This is a genomic window from Comamonas terrigena NBRC 13299, from assembly GCF_006740045.1.
In the GTDB taxonomy this organism is placed as follows: Bacteria; Pseudomonadota; Gammaproteobacteria; order Burkholderiales; family Burkholderiaceae_C; genus Comamonas; species Comamonas terrigena.
Genome location: NZ_AP019749.1, coordinates 4369221 through 4386552 on the forward strand (window position 1 = coordinate 4369221; position 17332 = coordinate 4386552).

The window sequence follows — 17332 nt, forward strand, 5'->3', positions numbered from 1 at the left end:
CCCCTCCTTATTCCGAAAAGCCCGGCAGGGCATCGCTGCTGCCGCTGGGGCCGACATAGCTGCCCCAGAAGCGGCGGCCCCCGGTGCCATCGCTTCCGGCCCCCGGCAGCTGCCCCTCCTGCAGCTGTCCCTGGGCAAACGGTCGCACCAGGCGCGGGGTGACGACGATCACCAGCTCCCGCTCCTTGCGGCTGAATTCCTGGCGCTTGAACAAGGTGCCCAGCACCGGAATCTGGCTGAGCAGCGGCACCCGGTTGACGGACGACACCGTGGCCTGACTGACCAACCCGCCGATGACAAAGCTCTCGCCATCCCCCAGCTCCACCGTCGTGTCCGCACGCCGCGTGGTGATGGCGGGCACCGCCACGCTTTGCAGCGTGACCGCATTGGCATAGTCGAGCTCGCTCGATTCGGGTGCCACTTTCAGCACGATGCGCTGGTCGTCCAGCACCGTGGGAGAGACGGTCAGGCCCACGCCATAGGGCTTGTATTCGATGCTGACGGAGCCATTGCCCTGGGACAGCGGAATCGGGATTTCACCGCCGGCCAGGAAATTGGCGCTCTGCCCGGACAGCGTCACCAGCGACGGCTCGGCCAGCACCCGTGCCATGCCACTGCCTTCGAGCATGCCCAGGTTCACGCCCACGCCGGCCTTGCCGAAATCCAGCAGCAGGCCAAACGCCTGGGCAAAAGGCGAGCTGGCATCCGGCGCCAGCAAGCCAGGGGAACCAAAGGCAGTACTGCCCGTGGCGCCCGCCGACAGCACGCCAAAGCGGAACCCCTGGCTGTTGCTGCGGGTGCTGAACAGATTGATGCCGGCCTGCTGCATGCGGTTCTTGTTGATCTCCACCACCTTCACGTCCACCTGCACCACATGGCTCTTGAGCAGCACCACGCCGGCATCCCCCTGCGCGGCCTTGTCCCCCGCCATGCGTTGCGCATGGGCTTCCAGGCTGGTGGAACGCACCCCCTCCTGCCCGGAGCGCTGGCGCACCGTCAGCACATAGTGGCGCGCCGCGCCGGTACCTTGCGGCCACACCATCAGCGAGCTCACGCCCGGCTTCAGCGGGGTCAGCACCAACTGGGCGGACCCGCCGGTGGGCCGAGCCCGCTGCACCTGCACGCCCAGCACGGTGTCATCGCCCACCGCCAGGCGGCGCACCCCCTCGGGCACCTCCAGCAGCTGCTGCACCCCCACCTGCAGGCTTTTTTCCAGCATCGACGGCGCTGCCTGCCCCTGGGACTGCGCCACCGCCAACGGCACGGCACCACACGCCACCGTCACCAGCCCCCCCACTGCCCGGCGCCACCACCAGGACGGATTGGCGGGTGTTGCGCGATATGAACTCATGGCACCTCACTCAGTAATGCACGGTTTCGGACCGGTTCCCCCGTAAGACTTCGACCGCCAGACCCGTTGCGCGCGGTGGCGATCCCTCCCCCCCGGGCCTGCGCGCCGCTGGCGGCAGGCCATGGTGTGCGGTCAGCAGTGACGCGGTCTGCGACGGCGGCAGTGCGCGCCCGGGCGCGGTGCGGGCCAGTTGCTCCAGCACCACCACTTCGGTGCTCGGTACGGCCGCGCGGGATGGCGCATCCTCCCTGTCCAGCGGATTGCGCAAGGCCAGCAGCACCTGCCCCTGGCGCTCCGCCAGCAGCAAGGCATTCACTTCCTGCGCCTGCACCGCCAGCACGGCGGTACGCGGCGGCTGCCCGGTGCGTGCGGCCTCATCGGCGCCGTCCTTGCCGGCAGCGCCCTCCATCTGGCTGCCATAGGCCAGCACCCGCTTGCGGGCCAACAGCTGCCGGGCCTGGGTGGCGTCCACTTCCTGGCTGTCCTTGCGCAGCACCACCAGTACATCCACCCAGTCGCCCGGGGCCAGCTTGTGCCCCACGGCGGAGGACTCATCCACCTTGATGGCCACGGCGCGCTCGCCGGCTTGCAGCCCGGCGGCGATACCCCCCAGCAGCCGGGAAGCGATCACCGGATCGCCTTCTGCCGCAGGCTGCGCCAGGGTGCGCCCCAGGACGCTGGCCTCCAGCGCCACCGCGCCGGGCGGCAGCATGGCCACCGGCTGCAGGCGCACATCCTCGGCCTGCAGCAGATGGCCGGCAGGCAAGGCCTTGCTGGCCACCACCATGCTGACCGTAGGAGCGACCGTGCCCGGCGTTGGAGCAACCGGCGCCCTGGCCGGACCCGAGACCAGAAAGGCCATCCACGCCAGCCCGCCTCCCAGGACCACCAGGGCCAGCGCGACGAATTTGAAGCCTTTGTGCATGTGCCTCCCGTTCAGTAGCTGAGCGCAATCTGCGTCACCGCCATCCCGGTGAGACGCTGGGGTGTGGGCAGCAGCGGCAGGCGCGGCAGGATGGGGGTGGCCGCATAGTCATAGTTCAGCGACACCGACAGACAGCGCACCCGGCTGGCCAAGGCCGCCGGAATCTGGCACTGCACGGCGGTCACCAGCTGCGTCTGGCAGGCAATGGCACGCCCGCTCACCTGTTCCAGCCAGCGCACGCCCTGCTTGGCCATGGTGCAGGCCGCGGTCGTGCGGGAGGCTTCGGCATCGTTCAGGCTGTCAAAGCGCAAGGCCGCACGCGCGCCTTCCGCCGCAGACTGGGCCAGTGAATGCTGCGCCGCAAAGATCAGCCCATAGGACAGCAGGCCATACATCATCAGAAACAGCACGGGAAACACCAATGCCAGTTCCAGCGCCGCCACCCCGCGTTGCCTGTTCGGGTTCCGGTGGGTGGCGGGCAACTGGGGCATCGGGTGTCGACTCCTTGTGCAATTCGGCGGCTCAGCGGCGCAACCACCAGACGGCCACTGCGGCCAGGCTCAGCGCCATGCCGTAGGGCACCTGCCGCAAGGGCGGCATGCGCGGCGCGGCACGGGGAACGGCCAGCGGCGCCGGGCCGGGCCGCGCCCACTGCAGGCCCAGACCCCAGGCCACCGCCAGCAGCACGCTGATCAACCATGCTTCGCCGGCGTGGGCAGCGCCCAGCCACATGCCAATGGCCGCGGCCAGCTTCACATCCCCGGCCCCCATCCAGCGCAGCAGATAGAACGGCAGCAGCGCCAGCAAGGCCAGTGCCATGCCCAGCAGGGCCTGCCCCAGGTCCAGGCCAAAGGGCGACACTTCCAGCACGGCCGCCGCAGCACCCAACGCCGCCAGCAGCAGCACATCCCGGTTGGCAATGCGGCGCCAGCGCACATCGCACCACGCCACATGCGCCAGCACGGCGGCCGCCAGCCCCTGCAGCGCGATGGCGCCGAGCATGGTCTGCCTCAGGGGGTAGCAGGCGCGGAGGCGGTCGTAATGGCCGTGCTGATGCTTTGAAACACGCCTCTGATGTCGGTGCCCAGGGCCGTCAGGGCAGCGACGATGACCACCGCAATCAGGCCAGCGATCAGGCCATATTCAATGGCGGTGGCACCTTCTTCATCGCGCCAGAAGCGCAGCAGAGCTTTTTGCATGGCAACTCTCCTCTCAGCAGGCTGACATGCCCGCCATGAGGAAAGTCTAATGACGCCATACCTGGAGAATCCCCGTCCGTCCGACCCACTGTCGGATCGCGGCGAGCGGTGAACGGGGAAACAAGTCAGCCAAACTTTTCACAATGATTTACACAGGCCAAGCTTCATCTAACTTCAAGGATTTGCAGATGTGACGGCGGCAATCCATTGATTACCACCACCACGCTGACGCCATCTATCTCCTGCGACGCACGCCGCAGTCAGAGCAGTCCTACAAACAAGACCACCCTATAAGAATGGGTACCTCGTCTCCCCCTTTCTGCTACGCCTGTGCCGCTTGACCGGCGCGGCGGCGCCCGCCCCGCGTAGGGTGATGCCTTCAGCCCTGCACCCGGTCCATCAGCCGCTGGCTGGCGGCATCCAGCCCCTGTACCTGTACCGTGCACCCGTGCTGGCGCAGGCGCTCGACCACCTTGTCCAGCGCCCCCACGGCGGTGATGTCCCAGAAATGCGCCCCGCTGACGTCGATGCGCACCACCCGGCCGGCGGCGGCACGCACATCGAACGCTTCCACCAGCGCATCGGCAGAGGCAAAGAACACCTGACCGCGCACCGTCCATTCCAGCGCACCATCGACCGCCTCGCGCAGCGTCACCTGCATCATGTGCGAGACCTTGAACGCAAAGAACACACCCGACAGCAGCACCCCGGCCAGCACGCCGGCCGCCAGGTTGTGGGTGGCGACGGTGATGGCCACGGTGGCCACCATCACGCCGCTGGACAGGCGCGGGTAGCGCAGCAGATTGCGCAGCGAGCCCCAGTCGAACGTCGACGCCGACACCATGACCATGATGGCCACCAGGGCCACCACCGGCACGCGCGACACCCAATCCTTGAGGGCCACCATCAGGATCAGCAGAAACACCCCGGCAAACAGCGTGGACAGTCGGCCCCGGCCGCCGTATTTCACATTGCCCACGGCCTGACCGATCATGCCGCAGCCGGCAATGCCGCCGAACACGCTGGACGCCATATTGGCCAGGCCCAGCCCGGTGCATTCCCGGTTCTTGTCGCTGGGGGTGCCGGTCAGCTCGTCGACCACGGCCGCCGTCAGCACCGACTCCAGCAGACCCACCATGGCAATCGCCAGCGCCGGCAGGGCGATGATGCGCAGCGTCTGCAGATCGAACGGAACGGCGGGCAGGCCGAACGCCGGCAAGGCCTGCGGCAGCTGGCCCAAGTCGGCCACGGTGTGCAACGGCAGCCCCATGGCGCTGGCGATCACCGTGGACAGCACCACGCACACCAGCGGCGGTGGAATGGCCACCAGCAGCTTCAGCCCGGTGCGCTGCGCGATCCACGGCAGGCCGTAGATCAGGGCCAGCCCCAGGCCCAGCATGGCCCAGGTGGGCAGGTTGGCCCCCTTCAGATGGGGCAGCTGGGCCGCAAAAATCATGATCGCCAGCGCATTCACAAAGCCGGTGCGCACCGAGCTGCTGACAAAGCGCATCAGCATGCCCATGCGGCACAGACCGAATGCGACCTGCATCAGCCCCGCCAGCAGGCCGGCGGCCAGCAGGTACTGCAGGCCGTGCGACGCCACCAGCGGCGCCACCACCAGCGCCACCGAGCCCGCCGCCGCCGACACCATGGCCGGCCGCCCGCCGAAAAAGGCGATGACGATGCTGATGACGAAGGACGCAAACAGCCCCACCGACGGATCCACCCCCGCCACAAAGGAGAAGGCAATCACCTCCGGAATCAGTGCGAACGTGGCGACGGCACCGGCCAGCAGTTCACGGGGAATGCTGGGGGCCCATTCGGCACGCCAGCGCATCAAGGTGGAAGGGTTCATGGAGAGCACAAAACACCCGGCATCTGCGGGCTCTGGTGCGCGATGGTACGCAGCCTGGGGCAAGTCTGCAGCCGCCGGGCTGTGCACCGTGTGCGCCGCCAGGGCGCACCCGAACCTTTTTACTCCGCATCCACCCGCTGTTGCGGGCGTGCTGCGGGCAACTCCAACTCCATCGGTGCCGGCGCCAGCATGGGCGAGGCGACCGGCGCGGGGAACAGCAGCTCCACCGTCTGCGCCACGCTCTGCTGCCAGTCGGTGCGCGGCTCCTGGCCGATCAGCGCCAGCAGGCGGCGGTTGTCCAGGCGGTGCGGGGTACGCCAGACATATTCCATCGAGCCCAGCGCGCGCATACGGGGGGAAAAACAGCCCAGCAGTTTCCACAGCGGCCACTGCACATGGCCGGAGCGCAGATCGGCGGCGCCGGTCACCCAGCCCCGCTGCTGGGCGATCTGTCCCAGGGCCTGCCACCAGTCCTGGCCTTGGCGCTGCTGGCCGGCAAAGTGCAGCCGGACCCAACTGCCCAGCCGGTGGCGTTGGCTGGCCACACGCTCCAGGGTCTGGGCCAGGTCGTGCACATAGACCCAGGGCGTGGCCACGTCATACGGCCCCAGCCAGGCCATGCGCCCGCGCGGCAGCTGGCCGGCCACCGAATCACGGATCCAGCCATCGCCCGCATGGCCGTAGTAGGCCCCGGCACGCAGGGTGCAGACCGACAGGCCGGTTTCCGCCGCCATGCGCAGCTGCAGCTCGGTCTGGGCACGCACCTCGGCCAGGTAGGAGCCCAGCATCGCCGCATGCGGCAGGGCATCGTCCTCGCGCAGCACCTCGGGCAGCTGGCGCCCGTAGGCCAGGATGGACAGCGGCACCAGCAGCAGGGCGTTGCAGCGCCGGGCGACGGCAATGCTGGAGCGGGTGAGCTGCTCCAGCTCGCGGGCCCAGGCCCAGGAGGAAAACCCCGTGGCCATGGCATGCACCACCACGTGCACTCCACCATGGCTGGCCAGCAGCTGGTCCCAGCCGGCCGTGTCGGTCAGCGGGGTGTCGACCCAGCGCACCTCGCCGGCCACCGGCGGCGCTTCGCACGGGTGCTGCACCAACCCGCTGCCGGGACACACATGGGCCAGCACGCGCCAGCCCGCCTGGGCAAATGCCTGGACACAGGCATAACCCAGACGCCCGTGTGCGCCCAGCACCAGCACGGTACACAGGGTGCGGGAGGCCAGCAGGGTGGGGGCAGCGCCATGGGGCTGTTCGGAGGGCAGCAGCCCTTGCCAGGGCAAGGTCTGCGCGGGCACGGAAGTCGCAACGGTCATCTAGGCAGGTAGGCAGATGGACCCGGACGGCGCCGTGGCGCGCCCGCAGATCATGCAGACCGCCTCGATTCACCCCGATGCGGGCGGCAAAGCGCGCGGCCCTGGGGACCGGACAGGAATCTGCCGATTATCCGGCGCGCCCAGCTACGTAATAACACGTACATCGCCACCACATGCCCCTGCACGCTGCCCAGAAAAAAAGGAACCCGCGTCCTGCAGGTTCCTTTTTCTGGTGCGATGGCCTTGCGGCCGCCGCAGTGTCCGTGCCGGCTCAGGCGCCGCAGCACTTCTTGAACTTCTTGCCACTGCCGCAGCTGCAAGGGTCGTTGCGGCCGGGCTCGTCGCCCTTGACCACGGCGGTCACGCGCGGGCCCATGCTGCGCCACAGCTGGCGCAGGTCGTACACAGCCCAGACGGCTTCGCCGAAGGCGTCGACGCGCTCCTGGCTGGTCGATACCGGGCCGGTTTCCTCGTACAGGTTCAGTGCCGGCTCGTCGGTGTCGTCTTCGGTCAGGTTGACGATGAATTCCATGGCCGCATCCAGCCACTGGGCGGCTTCCTTGTCCCGGGGAGCGGCCCATTCCTCGGCCCAGTTCTCCACCACGAACATGAAGCCCAGGGCCCACACCTGGGCGAAGGACGGCACTTCCTCGTCTTCGATCTCGGCGCGCTCGGCTTCGGGCAGCACCAGGATGGCGCCGCGCGTGTCCAGCACTTCGGGCTGGAAGGCTTCGTCATCGGCCAGGGACTTCACTTCGGTGTCCAGCTGGACACGGATTTCGTCGATGCGGCGCTGGGCCAGTTCCAGGAAGCGGGCCTGCTGCTCGGCACTGGCAAACACCTCCAGCTGGGGCAGGGGCTGGCCATCGGGCACTTGCAGGTCTTCACCGTCGCCCAGCAGCATGGGCAGCCATTCGCCCACGGAGATGGGGCGGCGCGTGCAGACCACGGCGGTCAGGAAGCCGTCGCAGAACTCCCACTGCGGCACTTCTTCCGAACGCTCGCGCAGGCTGTCCAGCAGCTCGTCCAGTTCCTGCAGGTCTTCGTTGCTCAGAGCGGGTTGTGCCGTAGCTTCGGCGGGTTGTGCCGTAGCTTCGGCGGGTGTGGTGTTTTCCATGGTGCGATCCTGCGCGTCAAAGGCTTCTATGATGGCCCGGCAGCCAGTTGCCGCAGAGGTGCGGGGCTGCGCCGGGCGGGGCCGTTGGCGCATGCCGCGCCAGCCAATGGGCGGCAGTGTAGCCCGCCCCCCATGTCCGTGCACCGTACACAGGAGTTGCCCATGGTTGCTGCCGCCACCCGCTCCGGCGGGCTGTTTCCCATCCGTTACACCGCGCTGGTGCTGTGCGCCCTGGGCGGCGCGCTGTGCCTGGCGGCTGCGCTGCTGTGGCCGCGCTGGTGGTGGTGGCTGGCCGCCGCCCTGCTGCTGGCCCTGGCCCTGGTGGGCTGGTTCGACCTGCGCCAGACCCGCCACGCCATCCTGCGCAACTATCCCATCATCGGCCACCTGCGCTTTCTGTTCGAGTCGATCCGGCCCGAGATGCGGCAGTACTTCATCGAGTCGGACAACGAGAACCTGCCCTTCTCCCGCGCCCAGCGCTCCCTGGTCTACCAGCGCAGCAAGGGCCAGCCCGACAGCCGCCCCTTTGGCACCCAGCTGGATGTCAGCGCCAACGGCTACGAATGGGTGAACCATTCGCTGCAGCCCAGCACGCTGGCCTCGCACGACTTCCGCACCTGGATCGGCGGCGTCCCCGGCCAGCCACACGAGGGCGTGGCGCCCTGCACCCAGCCCTACCAGGCCAGCGTGTTCAACATCTCGGCCATGAGCTTTGGTGCGCTGTCGGCCAATGCCATCCTGGCGCTGAACCAGGGCGCCCGCACCGGCGGCTTCGCCCACGACACCGGCGAAGGCTCCATCAGCCAGCACCACCGCGTGCATGGCGGCGATCTGATCTGGGAAATCGGCTCCGGCTACTTCGGCTGCCGCAACGCCGACGGCAGCTTCAGCGCGGAACGCTTTACCGCCAATGCGCTGGATCCGCAGGTCAAGATGATCGAGCTCAAGCTCAGCCAGGGCGCCAAGCCCGGCCATGGCGGCATGCTGCTGGGCGCCAAGGTCACGGCGGAAATTGCGGCTGCCCGGGGCGTGCCGGAGGGAGAAGACTGCATTTCGCCGTCCAGCCACAGCGCCTTCACCACCCCGCTCGAGATGCTGCAGTTCATCGCCAGGCTGCGCCAGCTCTCCGGCGGCAAGCCCGTGGGCTTCAAGTTCTGCGTGGGCCATCCCTGGGAATGGTTTGCCATCGTCAAGGCCATGCAGCAGACCGACATCACGCCCGACTTCATCGTGGTGGACGGTGCCGAAGGGGGCACCGGCGCAGCGCCGGTGGAATTCACCGACCATGTGGGCGTGCCGCTGCAGGAAGGCCTGCTGCTGGTGCACAACACCCTGGTCGGCGTGAACCTGCGCCACCGCATCCGGCTGGGTGCCGCCGGCAAAGTGATCACCGCCTTCGACATCGCGCGCATGATGTCGCTGGGTGCCGACTGGTGCAACTGCGGGCGCGGCTTCATGATGGCCCTGGGCTGCATCCAGGCCCAGACCTGCCATACCGGCCGCTGCCCCACCGGCGTCACCACCCAGGACGCCCGGCGCCAGCAGGCCCTGGTGGTACCCGACAAGGCCACGCGCGTGGCCAACTACCACCGCCAGACCCTGCACGCGCTGATGGAGCTGGTGCAGGCCGCCGGTCTGCAGCATCCGCGCGATTTCACGCCCCACCACATCGTGCGCCGCACCGGCGACAGCCAGGTGCACCTGCTGTCGAATGTGGTGCTGCATGTGCAGCCCGGCGCCCTGCTGGGGCCGCTGGATGGACAGCACAATGTGTTCCAGATCTACTGGCCGCGCGCCTGTGCGGAGAGCTTTCACATCGCCCCGCCGCCGATGACGCCTTCGGCCGAGCGCCCGCAGAACGTGCCCCAGGCCTGAGCGCCGCCACGGCTCCGGCCGGCCAGGGCGCCGTACGGCGCCGCAAAAACGGCACAATCCGCTGTCCGCACACCGGCCTGACCCCGGTGGGCCCTGTGCCCTTGTTTCCCTTTCGATCGCTGCCCGTGCCCGCTACCGACCTGCCCGTCCCCACCCTGGATTACGCCGCCTTTCTGCAGCAGCATGTGCGCCTCCAGCCGCACAGCGTGGTGCGCTATGTCCAGCCCACGGAAACGCTGTGGCTCAAGCGCGTGGGCCGCAGCAATGCCGCCTGGCGCTACCGCTTCCTGGGGGCCGTGGCGCGCTGCCTGCGCGTGCCGGTGCTCACCCCCGTGCCCAACCCGGGCGGGCGCGTGGCGATTGGCACCGAGGTGGCCCGCCTGCGCGATCTGGCGGCCCGCGGCCTGCGCGTGCCCGAGGTGCTGGCCGCCTGCGAAGACGGCTTTCTGATGCGCCACCTGGGCGCCCCCGGCGAGAACACACCCAGCCTGGGCAACGAGATGGAACAGGCCGTGCCGCGTGGCAGCGCCACCGTGCTGGCACTGTGGAAGCAGGGGCTGCAATCGCTCACCAAGGTCCACCGGGCCGGCACCTGCCTGAGCCAGGCCTTTGCCCGCAACCTGGTACGCTGCCCGGATGGCGTGATCGGCTACATCGACTTTGAAGACGACCCCGCCACCGCCCTGCCGCTGCCGCTGTGCCATGCGCGGGATGCGCTGTGCTTTGCCCATTCCACGGCCTGGATCCTGCACGCTGCCGACGCCCTGCCCGCCGCCCGCACCCAGTGGCAGGCCTGGGTGCAGACGCTGACTCCCGCCGCCCAGCAGGCCCTGCGCGACAGCGTGGCCCGCATGGCCTGGGCCGGCCGCTTCCCCGAAAACCGCAAATGGGGTCGCGACGCACAGCGCATCCGCATGGCCTGGGAACTGCTGCGGCCCTGACACCCGCGTTGCGCCCGCCGCACAGAGGGATGTCGGGGCGCATGGGCTGCGCGATACTGGGTGCCGGAGCACCATGCGCAACCTGATCCACCTCACCAACCGCCACCGCACCCCCGGCACCAACCTCACCCTCGGCCTGGTGCTGGCGTTCACGGCCGGCGCCATCAACGCGGGCGGCTTTCTGGTGCTGCACATGTACACCTCGCACATGACGGGCTTTGCCTCCCAGCTGGCCGATGCCCTGGTACTGGACAACCACCGGCTGCTGCTGAACGCGCTGGGCGCCATCCTGGCCTTCATGGCCGGGGCCGCCACCTGCGCCGTGCTGGTGAACTGGAGCCGCCAGCGCCATCTGCACAGCGTCTATGCCCTGCCGCTGATGCTGGAGGCGCTGCTGCTGTTCCCCTTCGGCCTGATGGGCGCCGCCACCCTGCGCTGGAACACCCCGTTCGCCGTACCGCTGACGGTGCTGCTGCTGTCCTTCATGATGGGACTGCAGAACGCCGTCGGCTCGAAGACCTCCGGCGGCAGCATGCGCACCACGCACATGACCGGCAACATCACCGACCTGGGCATGGAACTGGGCAAGCTGCTGCTGTGGCAGCGCAGGGCCAGCGCCAGCGCGCAGCCCGTGCCCCACCACTGGCCGCGGATGAAAGCCTCTGCGGGGCTGCTGGCGATGTTTGTGCTGGGCGGCATGGCCGGGGCACTGGGTTTTCAGCACCTGGGCTTTGTCTGCGTGGTGCCGCTGGCGGCCTTGCTGCTGGCCCTGGCCGTGCCTCCGCTGCTGCGCGATCTGCCGCGCTCCCGGCAGCGGCACGGCCCGCGCTAGCCGCACGCGCGGCCGTGCGCACCGCAGGTGGCGGCTCAGCAACAAGCCGGACCGTGCCACAGGATGTGCAGTGAGCGCGATGGCAGACCGCGCCGGCACAGGTGATACACCACCCCAGCCCGACGCAGACGCGCCAACACCCAAGGGTTAACCCCAATCTTCATACTTTCCTATAGTTCTAACAATAGAACTATGAAACCAAAGAAACTCACACCGGACTGGTCGATCGGCAAGCAGCCGCTGTACCTGCAGCTGGCCACCATCTTCCGCCCCCGCGTGGAAACCGGCCTGTGGCCGCGTGGCGAACAGACGCCGACGCTGGAAATGCTGATGCGCGAATTCGGTGTGGGCCGCGTCACCGTGCGCAGTGCGCTGGCGGAGCTCGAAAGCGAAGGCCTGCTGGTGCGCTCCCGCGGCAAGGGCACGTTCATCCAGGACCTGCCCGCCAATGCGCCGCAGAAATTCGTCGTGGGCACCACCTGGGAAGAACTGGTGGCGCGCGGCAATCTGAATGCCTTGACGGTGTCGCTCAACACCGCCAGGGAAGCAGCCTGGCCGCTGCCGGCCTGGTGCGGCACGCAGGCGGGTCAGAACCAGAAATATTATCTGCTGGAGCGCGTGTATTCACGACAAGGTATTCGCGTGTGCTACAGCCGGGTTTTTCTGGAAGCCAGCATTTATCGGCGGCTGAAAACGGAAATCCGCCAGCAGGCCGTCCTCACCGTGCTGGGCAATGACCGCCAGACACACATCCAGTCCGGCAAGCAGAGCATCACCATCATTTCCGCCGGAGATGACACGGCCGCCCATCTGCATATTCCGGTGGGTTCACCGGTGGCAGAAATTACCCGCAGCATTTATGACACGGAGAATAAATTGATTTATTGGGCCTGTGTGCATTATGACAGCCGATATATACGACTGGATTTTGATTTAGTGAAGTAAATCATTCTCCGGCATTAATAAATACATCAAAGGAGACCTTATGCCATTCACGTTCCGTGCCCTCTTGCCTGTGCGCCTGGCCGCCGCCGCCGCCCTGGGACTGGGTCTGACCGCCAGTACGGCGGCCCAGACCGCATCCCCCTACCCCAGCAAGCCGATCTCGCTGATCGTGCCCTATGGCGCCGGGGGCAGCACCGACGCCCTGGCCCGCGCGCTGACCGACCGCATGGGCAAGAAGCTGGGTCAGCCCTTCATTGTGGAGAGCAAGCCGGGGGCGGCCGGCACCCTGGGCGTGACGCAGATGGTGCGCACCCGGCCAGACGGCTACAGCCTGACCTTGGTGCCGCTGTCGGTCTTCCGCCAGCCCTACCTGACCAAGGTGCAGTACGACCCGCTCAAGGACCTGTCGTACATCGCCACGGTGATGAACTACACCTACGCCATTGCCGTGCCCTACAGCGCGCCGTGGAAGAGCATCCAGGAACTGGTGGCCGACGCCAGGAAGTCGCCCGACAAATACTCCTATGCCGGCTCGGCCCAGTACAGCTCCAACCATCTGGCCATGACCGAGCTGGCGCGTGCCGCCCAGCTGCAATGGACCTTTGTGCCCTACAAGGGCGATGCCGAGGCCATCAACGCCCTGCTGGGCGGGCATGTGGACATCATCAGCGCCACCAGCACCATCCTGCCGTTCGTCGAATCCAAGAAAGCGCGCGTGCTGGCCGTGGCCGGTGCCGAGCGCTCGCCGGATTTCCCCGGAGTCCCCACGCTCAAGGAGGCCGGCTATCCCGTGGAAATGGCTTCGCCGCTGGGCATTGCCGGCCCGGCCGGCCTGCCCAGGGACATCGTCGACAAGCTCGACAGCACGGTGCGCGAGGTCATGCAGGACCCCGACTTCATCCAGCAGGCCCGCATGCTGGGCGTCGAGCTGAACTACCGCGGCAGCAAGGCCTACACGGCCTGGGCCGCCGACACCTACGCCAAAGAAAAAACCATCATCACCCGCCTGGCGGGCCAATAACCCTGTGATCTGCTGACAACGCCATGACATCTCTCCCCCCTCTCGCTCCCGCCACCTCTGATCTGCAACTGGGCAGTCAGCCCTTCACGCCCGGCACCAGCCGCGTCACTGTGCTGGGTGCCGGCGTCATGGGCCCCGGCATTGCCCTGGTGTTTGCCGAACACGGCTACCAGGTGGATCTGTGCGAAATCCACGAGACCGGCCTTGCCAAAGGCATGCAATCGCTGCGCGACGGCCTGGCGCTGAAAGTCAGCGAACAGTTGCTGACGCAGGAGGCCGCCGACGCTGCCCTGGCCCGCGTGCAAAGCCATGTGGGCAGTGACGTGGCCATCGCCCGCGCGGACCTGGTGATCGAGGCCGTGTCCGAGAACAAGGAGGTCAAGCGCCAGGTCTTCGACACCATCGCCCGCATCGGCAAGCCCACGGTCATCACCTGGAGCAACACCTCGTCGCTGGATGTGTTCGCCCTCAGCGACGCCAGCATGCGCGGCCGCCTGGTGGTGGCGCACTGGTTTGCGCCGGCCCAGATCATTCCGCTGGTGGAAGTGGTGGGTTCGGCCCCGCACACCGACACGCTGATGCAGCAGACCTGCGAAGTGCTCCGCGCCGTGGGCAAGACACCGGTGCGCCTGAACAAGATGGTCAACGGCTTTGTCATCAACCGCCTGCAGCGCCTGCTGGGCCGCGAAATCTTCCACCTGCTGGAAAGCGGCGTCATCAGCCCGGAAGACATGGACATCGCCGTGCGCGCCAGCATTGCCCCGCGCATGCAGGTGCTGGGCGTGGTGCAGCGCTACGACTTCACCGGTCTGGGCCTGAGCGTGCGCAATTTCCGCGACCCCGACTTCCAGGACCCGCCGTTCGAGGAGGTGCCCAAGCACCTGCTGGACCGCGTCAACGACGGCCACCTGGGCGTGGCCACCGGCCAGGGCTTCTTCGACTACGGCACCCAGACCATGCTGGAGCTGCAGAACGAACGCGACCGCCACCTCTACCGCGTGATGGAGCGTTTGAGCCATTACGTCGATGGTCCCCGCCCGGTGCGCTGAGCCCCCAGCAGGTGCTGCACCGCCACCGCAGCACCCGCCGCTTTCCCTACTCCGCGCGGGACTGCGCGGAGCCCTCCGCGCCAGTCCACCCCGCCCCCTCTTCTTTTGCATCCCCCATGCACACCATCGACTTTGCTTTGCGCGCCTTTGTGCCTGGCGCCCAGGACTCGGAGTTTCCGCTCCAGAACCTGCCTTACGGCATCTTCAACACCGCCCGGGCGCCCCGGCCCCGCGTGGGCGTGGCCATTGGTGACCAGATCCTGGACCTGGCCGCTGCCGCCCAGGCCGGTCTGCTGGTCAGCGTGTCGGCAGACGCCCTGCTGCAGCCCACACTGAACGCGCTGGCCGCCCTGGGCCGCGCGCGCTGGACCGCCCTGCGGGCCGAGCTGGCCGCGCTGCTGCAGGAAGGCTCGCCACTGGCCACCTACCCGCAGGCCACGCAGCTGCTGGTTCCCCAGGCCGAAGCCCGGATGCACCTGCCGTTCGCCATCGGCGGCTTCACCGACTTCTATGCCTCGGAAAACCACGCCTACAACTGCGGCTGCCTGTTCCGCGACCCGGCCAACGCCCTGCCGCCCAACTGGAAGCACATCCCCATCGGCTATAACGGCCGCGCCAGCAGCGTCATGCTGGGCGGTGCGCCGGTGGTGCGCCCCAACGGCCAGCTGCCCGGCAAGGAGGGGCCCAGCTGGGGGCCCACGCAGTCGCTGGACTTCGAACTGGAGATTGGCGTCTTCATCGGCCGTGACACGGAGCTGGGCCAGCCTCTGCCCGTTGCCCAGGCACAGGACGCCATCTTTGGCGTGGTGCTGCTCAACGACTGGAGCGCGCGCGAGGTGCAGCGCTGGGAATATGCCCCGCTGGGCCCGTTCCAGGCCAAGGCCTTCCACACCTCGATCTCGCCCTGGGTGGTCCCGCTGGACGCGCTGCAGCCCTTCCGTGTGGCACTGCCGCCGCAGCAGCCCACCGTGCTGCCCTATCTGCAGCAAGCCCAGCGCCATTCCTACGACGTGCAGCTGTCCGTGAGCCTGCAGCCCGGCACCGCCGACCGTGCCACACCCATCAGCTGCAGCAATCTGCAGCACCTGTACTGGAGCTTCGAGCAGCTGATCGCCCACCACACCGGCAGCGGCTGCAATCTGCGTGTGGGCGACCTGCTGGGCACCGGCACCATCAGCGGCACCGACCACGATGCCCTGGGCTGCATGCTGGAGATGACGCGCAACGGCCAGGAGCCGCTGCACCTGCTCACCGGCGAAGCACGCCGCTTTCTGGAAGACGGCGACACGCTGCGCTTCAGCGCCCAGGCCCACCAGGGCGGCATCCGCATCGGCTTCGGGGAGCTGTGCAGCACCGTGGCACCGGCGGTGGCCTACCCGCAGGGGTGAGCCCCGGGTAACCCGGGTCGCGGCCACAGCGCCCGGGAGCTTGCAACCAGAAGCACCACCCCATAAAAAAACCGCTCCGGCTTCCCAGCCAGGGCGGTTTTTTGGGATGGCACTGCTACGCAGTGGCCGAGCGCAGCAGCCCGCAGGCTACCGACCGTGCTCAGGCATGGGCGCGGTGCCCGGGTTCCTCGAGCTCCACCGGGTTGCCCGACAGTGCAGCGTCCAGCTTGTCGTGGTCCAGGGCATTTTCCCACTTGGACACCACCACGGTGGCCACGGCATTGCCGATGAAGTTGGTCAGCGAACGACATTCCGACATGAAGCGGTCCACGCCCAGGATCAGGGCCATACCGGCCACGGGCACTTCGGGCACCACGGCCAGGGTGGCGGCCAGGGTGATGAAGCCGGCGCCGGTCACACCGGCCGCGCCCTTGGATGACAGCATGGCAACCAGCAGCAGCGCGATCTGGTGGCCCAGCGTCAGGTGGGTGTCGGTGGCCTGGGCAATGAACAGCGCCGCCAGCGTCATGTAGATGTTCGTGCCGTCCAGGTTGAAGGAGTAACCGGTGGGCACCACCAGACCAACGACGGACTTGCTGCAGCCGGCCTTCTCCATCTTGTGCATCAGCGAAGGCAGGGCCGATTCGGAAGACGAGGTACCCAGCACCAGCAGCAGCTCGTCCTTCAGGTACTTGATCAGCTTGACCACGGAGAAACCGCAGAAGCGGGCCACGGCACCCAATATCACCAGCACGAACAGGGCAGAGGTGATGTAGAACGTCAGCACCAGCTCGGCCAGGTTGACCAGCGAACCCAGACCGAACTTGCCGATGGTGAAGGCCATGGCGCCGAAGGCACCGATGGGGGCGGCCTTCATCACGATGTTCACCAGCTTGAAGATGGGCTTGGTCAGCGATTCCAGGAAGTTCAGCACCGGCTTGCCGCCTTCGCCGGCCAGGGCCAGGGACACGCCAAACAGCACGGCCACCAGCAGCACCTGCAGGATGTTGTCACCGACGAAGGGACTGACCAGGGTCTTGGGGATGATATCCATCACAAAGCCGGTCACCGTCATGTCGTGGGTCTTGGCCACATAGCCCTTGACGGCGGTCTGGTCCAGATCGGCCACGTTGATGTGCATGCCGCCACCGGGCTGCATGACATTGGCCACGATCAGGCCCACCACCAGCGCCAGCGTGGAGAAGGTCAGGAAATAGGCCATGGCCTTGCCGAACACGCGGCCCACAGCGCTCAGGTGCGTCATGCTGGCGATGCCGGTGACGATGGTCAAGAAGATCACCGGCGCGATGATCATCTTGATCAGCTTGATGAAGGCATCGCCAAACGGCTTCATGGCCTCGCCGTAGGCGGGCTAGAAATAGCCCAGCAGCACGCCGATGATGATGGCGAACACCACCTGGAAGTACAGTTGGCGGTAGAACGGCTTGCGCAGCGTCTGGATGGTTTCGGTGGGAATGGCGTGCATGACGCAGGCTCCTGAAAACGCAAAAAATGCACCAC

General features: G+C 67.5%; 15 protein-coding genes and 1 pseudogene. 7 read left to right on the top strand and 9 right to left on the bottom strand.

Annotation, left to right across the window (positions count from 1 at the left end; all coding sequences use genetic code 11):
- Positions 1–7 precede the first annotated feature (7 nt).
- The 8 genes from CT3_RS19770 to CT3_RS19805 all read right to left on the bottom strand — a co-directional run bounded on the left by CT3_RS19770 (position 8) and on the right by CT3_RS19805 (position 7760).
- Positions 8–1351, bottom strand: coding sequence for a type II and III secretion system protein family protein (locus CT3_RS19770; protein ID WP_083520627.1), 1344 nt, complete (start codon positions 1349–1351; stop codon positions 8–10).
- Between the two features lie 10 nt (positions 1352–1361).
- Entirely contained in the window at positions 1362–2276 is a 915-nt protein-coding gene (gene cpaB, locus CT3_RS19775; protein WP_066541422.1) for a Flp pilus assembly protein CpaB, read from the bottom strand.
- Between the two features lie 11 nt (positions 2277–2287).
- Complete coding sequence (locus CT3_RS19780; RefSeq protein ID WP_083520628.1) at positions 2288–2767, bottom strand: TadE/TadG family type IV pilus assembly protein; 480 nt, start codon at positions 2765–2767, stop codon at positions 2288–2290.
- A gap of 31 nt (positions 2768–2798) precedes the next feature.
- Entirely contained in the window at positions 2799–3278 is a 480-nt protein-coding gene (locus tag CT3_RS19785) for a prepilin peptidase (RefSeq protein ID WP_066541426.1), read from the bottom strand.
- Between the two features lie 8 nt (positions 3279–3286).
- A complete protein-coding gene (locus CT3_RS19790) occupies positions 3287–3475 on the bottom strand; it encodes a Flp family type IVb pilin (protein ID WP_066541435.1) in 189 nt (62 codons plus the stop codon).
- A gap of 379 nt (positions 3476–3854) precedes the next feature.
- The gene (locus tag CT3_RS19795) at positions 3855–5330 is read right to left on the bottom strand and encodes a SulP family inorganic anion transporter (protein WP_066541436.1); all 1476 of its coding nucleotides are present in this window, start codon (positions 5328–5330) and stop codon (positions 3855–3857) included.
- Positions 5331–5449: 119 nt separating this feature from the next.
- On the bottom strand, positions 5450–6643 hold the full coding sequence (locus tag CT3_RS19800) for an NAD-dependent epimerase/dehydratase family protein (RefSeq protein WP_066541437.1): 1194 nt from the start codon (positions 6641–6643) through the stop codon (positions 5450–5452).
- A 271-nt stretch (positions 6644–6914) separates the two neighbouring features.
- Complete coding sequence (locus CT3_RS19805) at positions 6915–7760, bottom strand: UPF0149 family protein (RefSeq protein WP_066541438.1); 846 nt, start codon at positions 7758–7760, stop codon at positions 6915–6917.
- 162 nt (positions 7761–7922) lie between these two features.
- On the opposite strand from CT3_RS19805, the gene CT3_RS19810 reads away from it, so the two are divergent.
- The 7 genes from CT3_RS19810 (at position 7923) to fahA (ending at position 15811) form a co-directional block, all read left to right on the top strand.
- The gene (locus tag CT3_RS19810) at positions 7923–9635 is read left to right on the top strand and encodes an FMN-binding glutamate synthase family protein (RefSeq protein ID WP_066541439.1); all 1713 of its coding nucleotides are present in this window, start codon (positions 7923–7925) and stop codon (positions 9633–9635) included.
- Between the two features lie 125 nt (positions 9636–9760).
- Positions 9761–10576, top strand: a complete 816-nt coding sequence (locus CT3_RS19815) for a BUD32 family EKC/KEOPS complex subunit (RefSeq protein ID WP_227657838.1) — start codon at positions 9761–9763, stop codon at positions 10574–10576.
- Positions 10577–10649: 73 nt separating this feature from the next.
- Positions 10650–11408 (top strand): YoaK family protein, encoded by a 759-nt coding sequence (locus CT3_RS19820; protein WP_066541443.1) that lies wholly within the window; start codon positions 10650–10652, stop codon positions 11406–11408.
- Between the two features lie 276 nt (positions 11409–11684).
- Complete coding sequence (locus tag CT3_RS19825; protein WP_172591758.1) at positions 11685–12353, top strand: GntR family transcriptional regulator; 669 nt, start codon at positions 11685–11687, stop codon at positions 12351–12353.
- Positions 12354–12393: 40 nt separating this feature from the next.
- Positions 12394–13374 (top strand): tripartite tricarboxylate transporter substrate binding protein, encoded by a 981-nt coding sequence (locus CT3_RS19830; protein ID WP_083520629.1) that lies wholly within the window; start codon positions 12394–12396, stop codon positions 13372–13374.
- Positions 13375–13397: 23 nt separating this feature from the next.
- Positions 13398–14423 (top strand): 3-hydroxyacyl-CoA dehydrogenase family protein, encoded by a 1026-nt coding sequence (locus tag CT3_RS19835; RefSeq protein WP_083520630.1) that lies wholly within the window; start codon positions 13398–13400, stop codon positions 14421–14423.
- 116 nt (positions 14424–14539) lie between these two features.
- A complete protein-coding gene (gene fahA / locus CT3_RS19840) occupies positions 14540–15811 on the top strand; it encodes a fumarylacetoacetase (protein ID WP_066541455.1) in 1272 nt (423 codons plus the stop codon).
- Between the two features lie 160 nt (positions 15812–15971).
- Here fahA and CT3_RS19845 read toward each other — a convergent pair.
- Positions 15972–17297: pseudogene (locus tag CT3_RS19845) on the bottom strand (dicarboxylate/amino acid:cation symporter).
- Between the last annotated feature and the right edge of the window lie 35 nt (positions 17298–17332).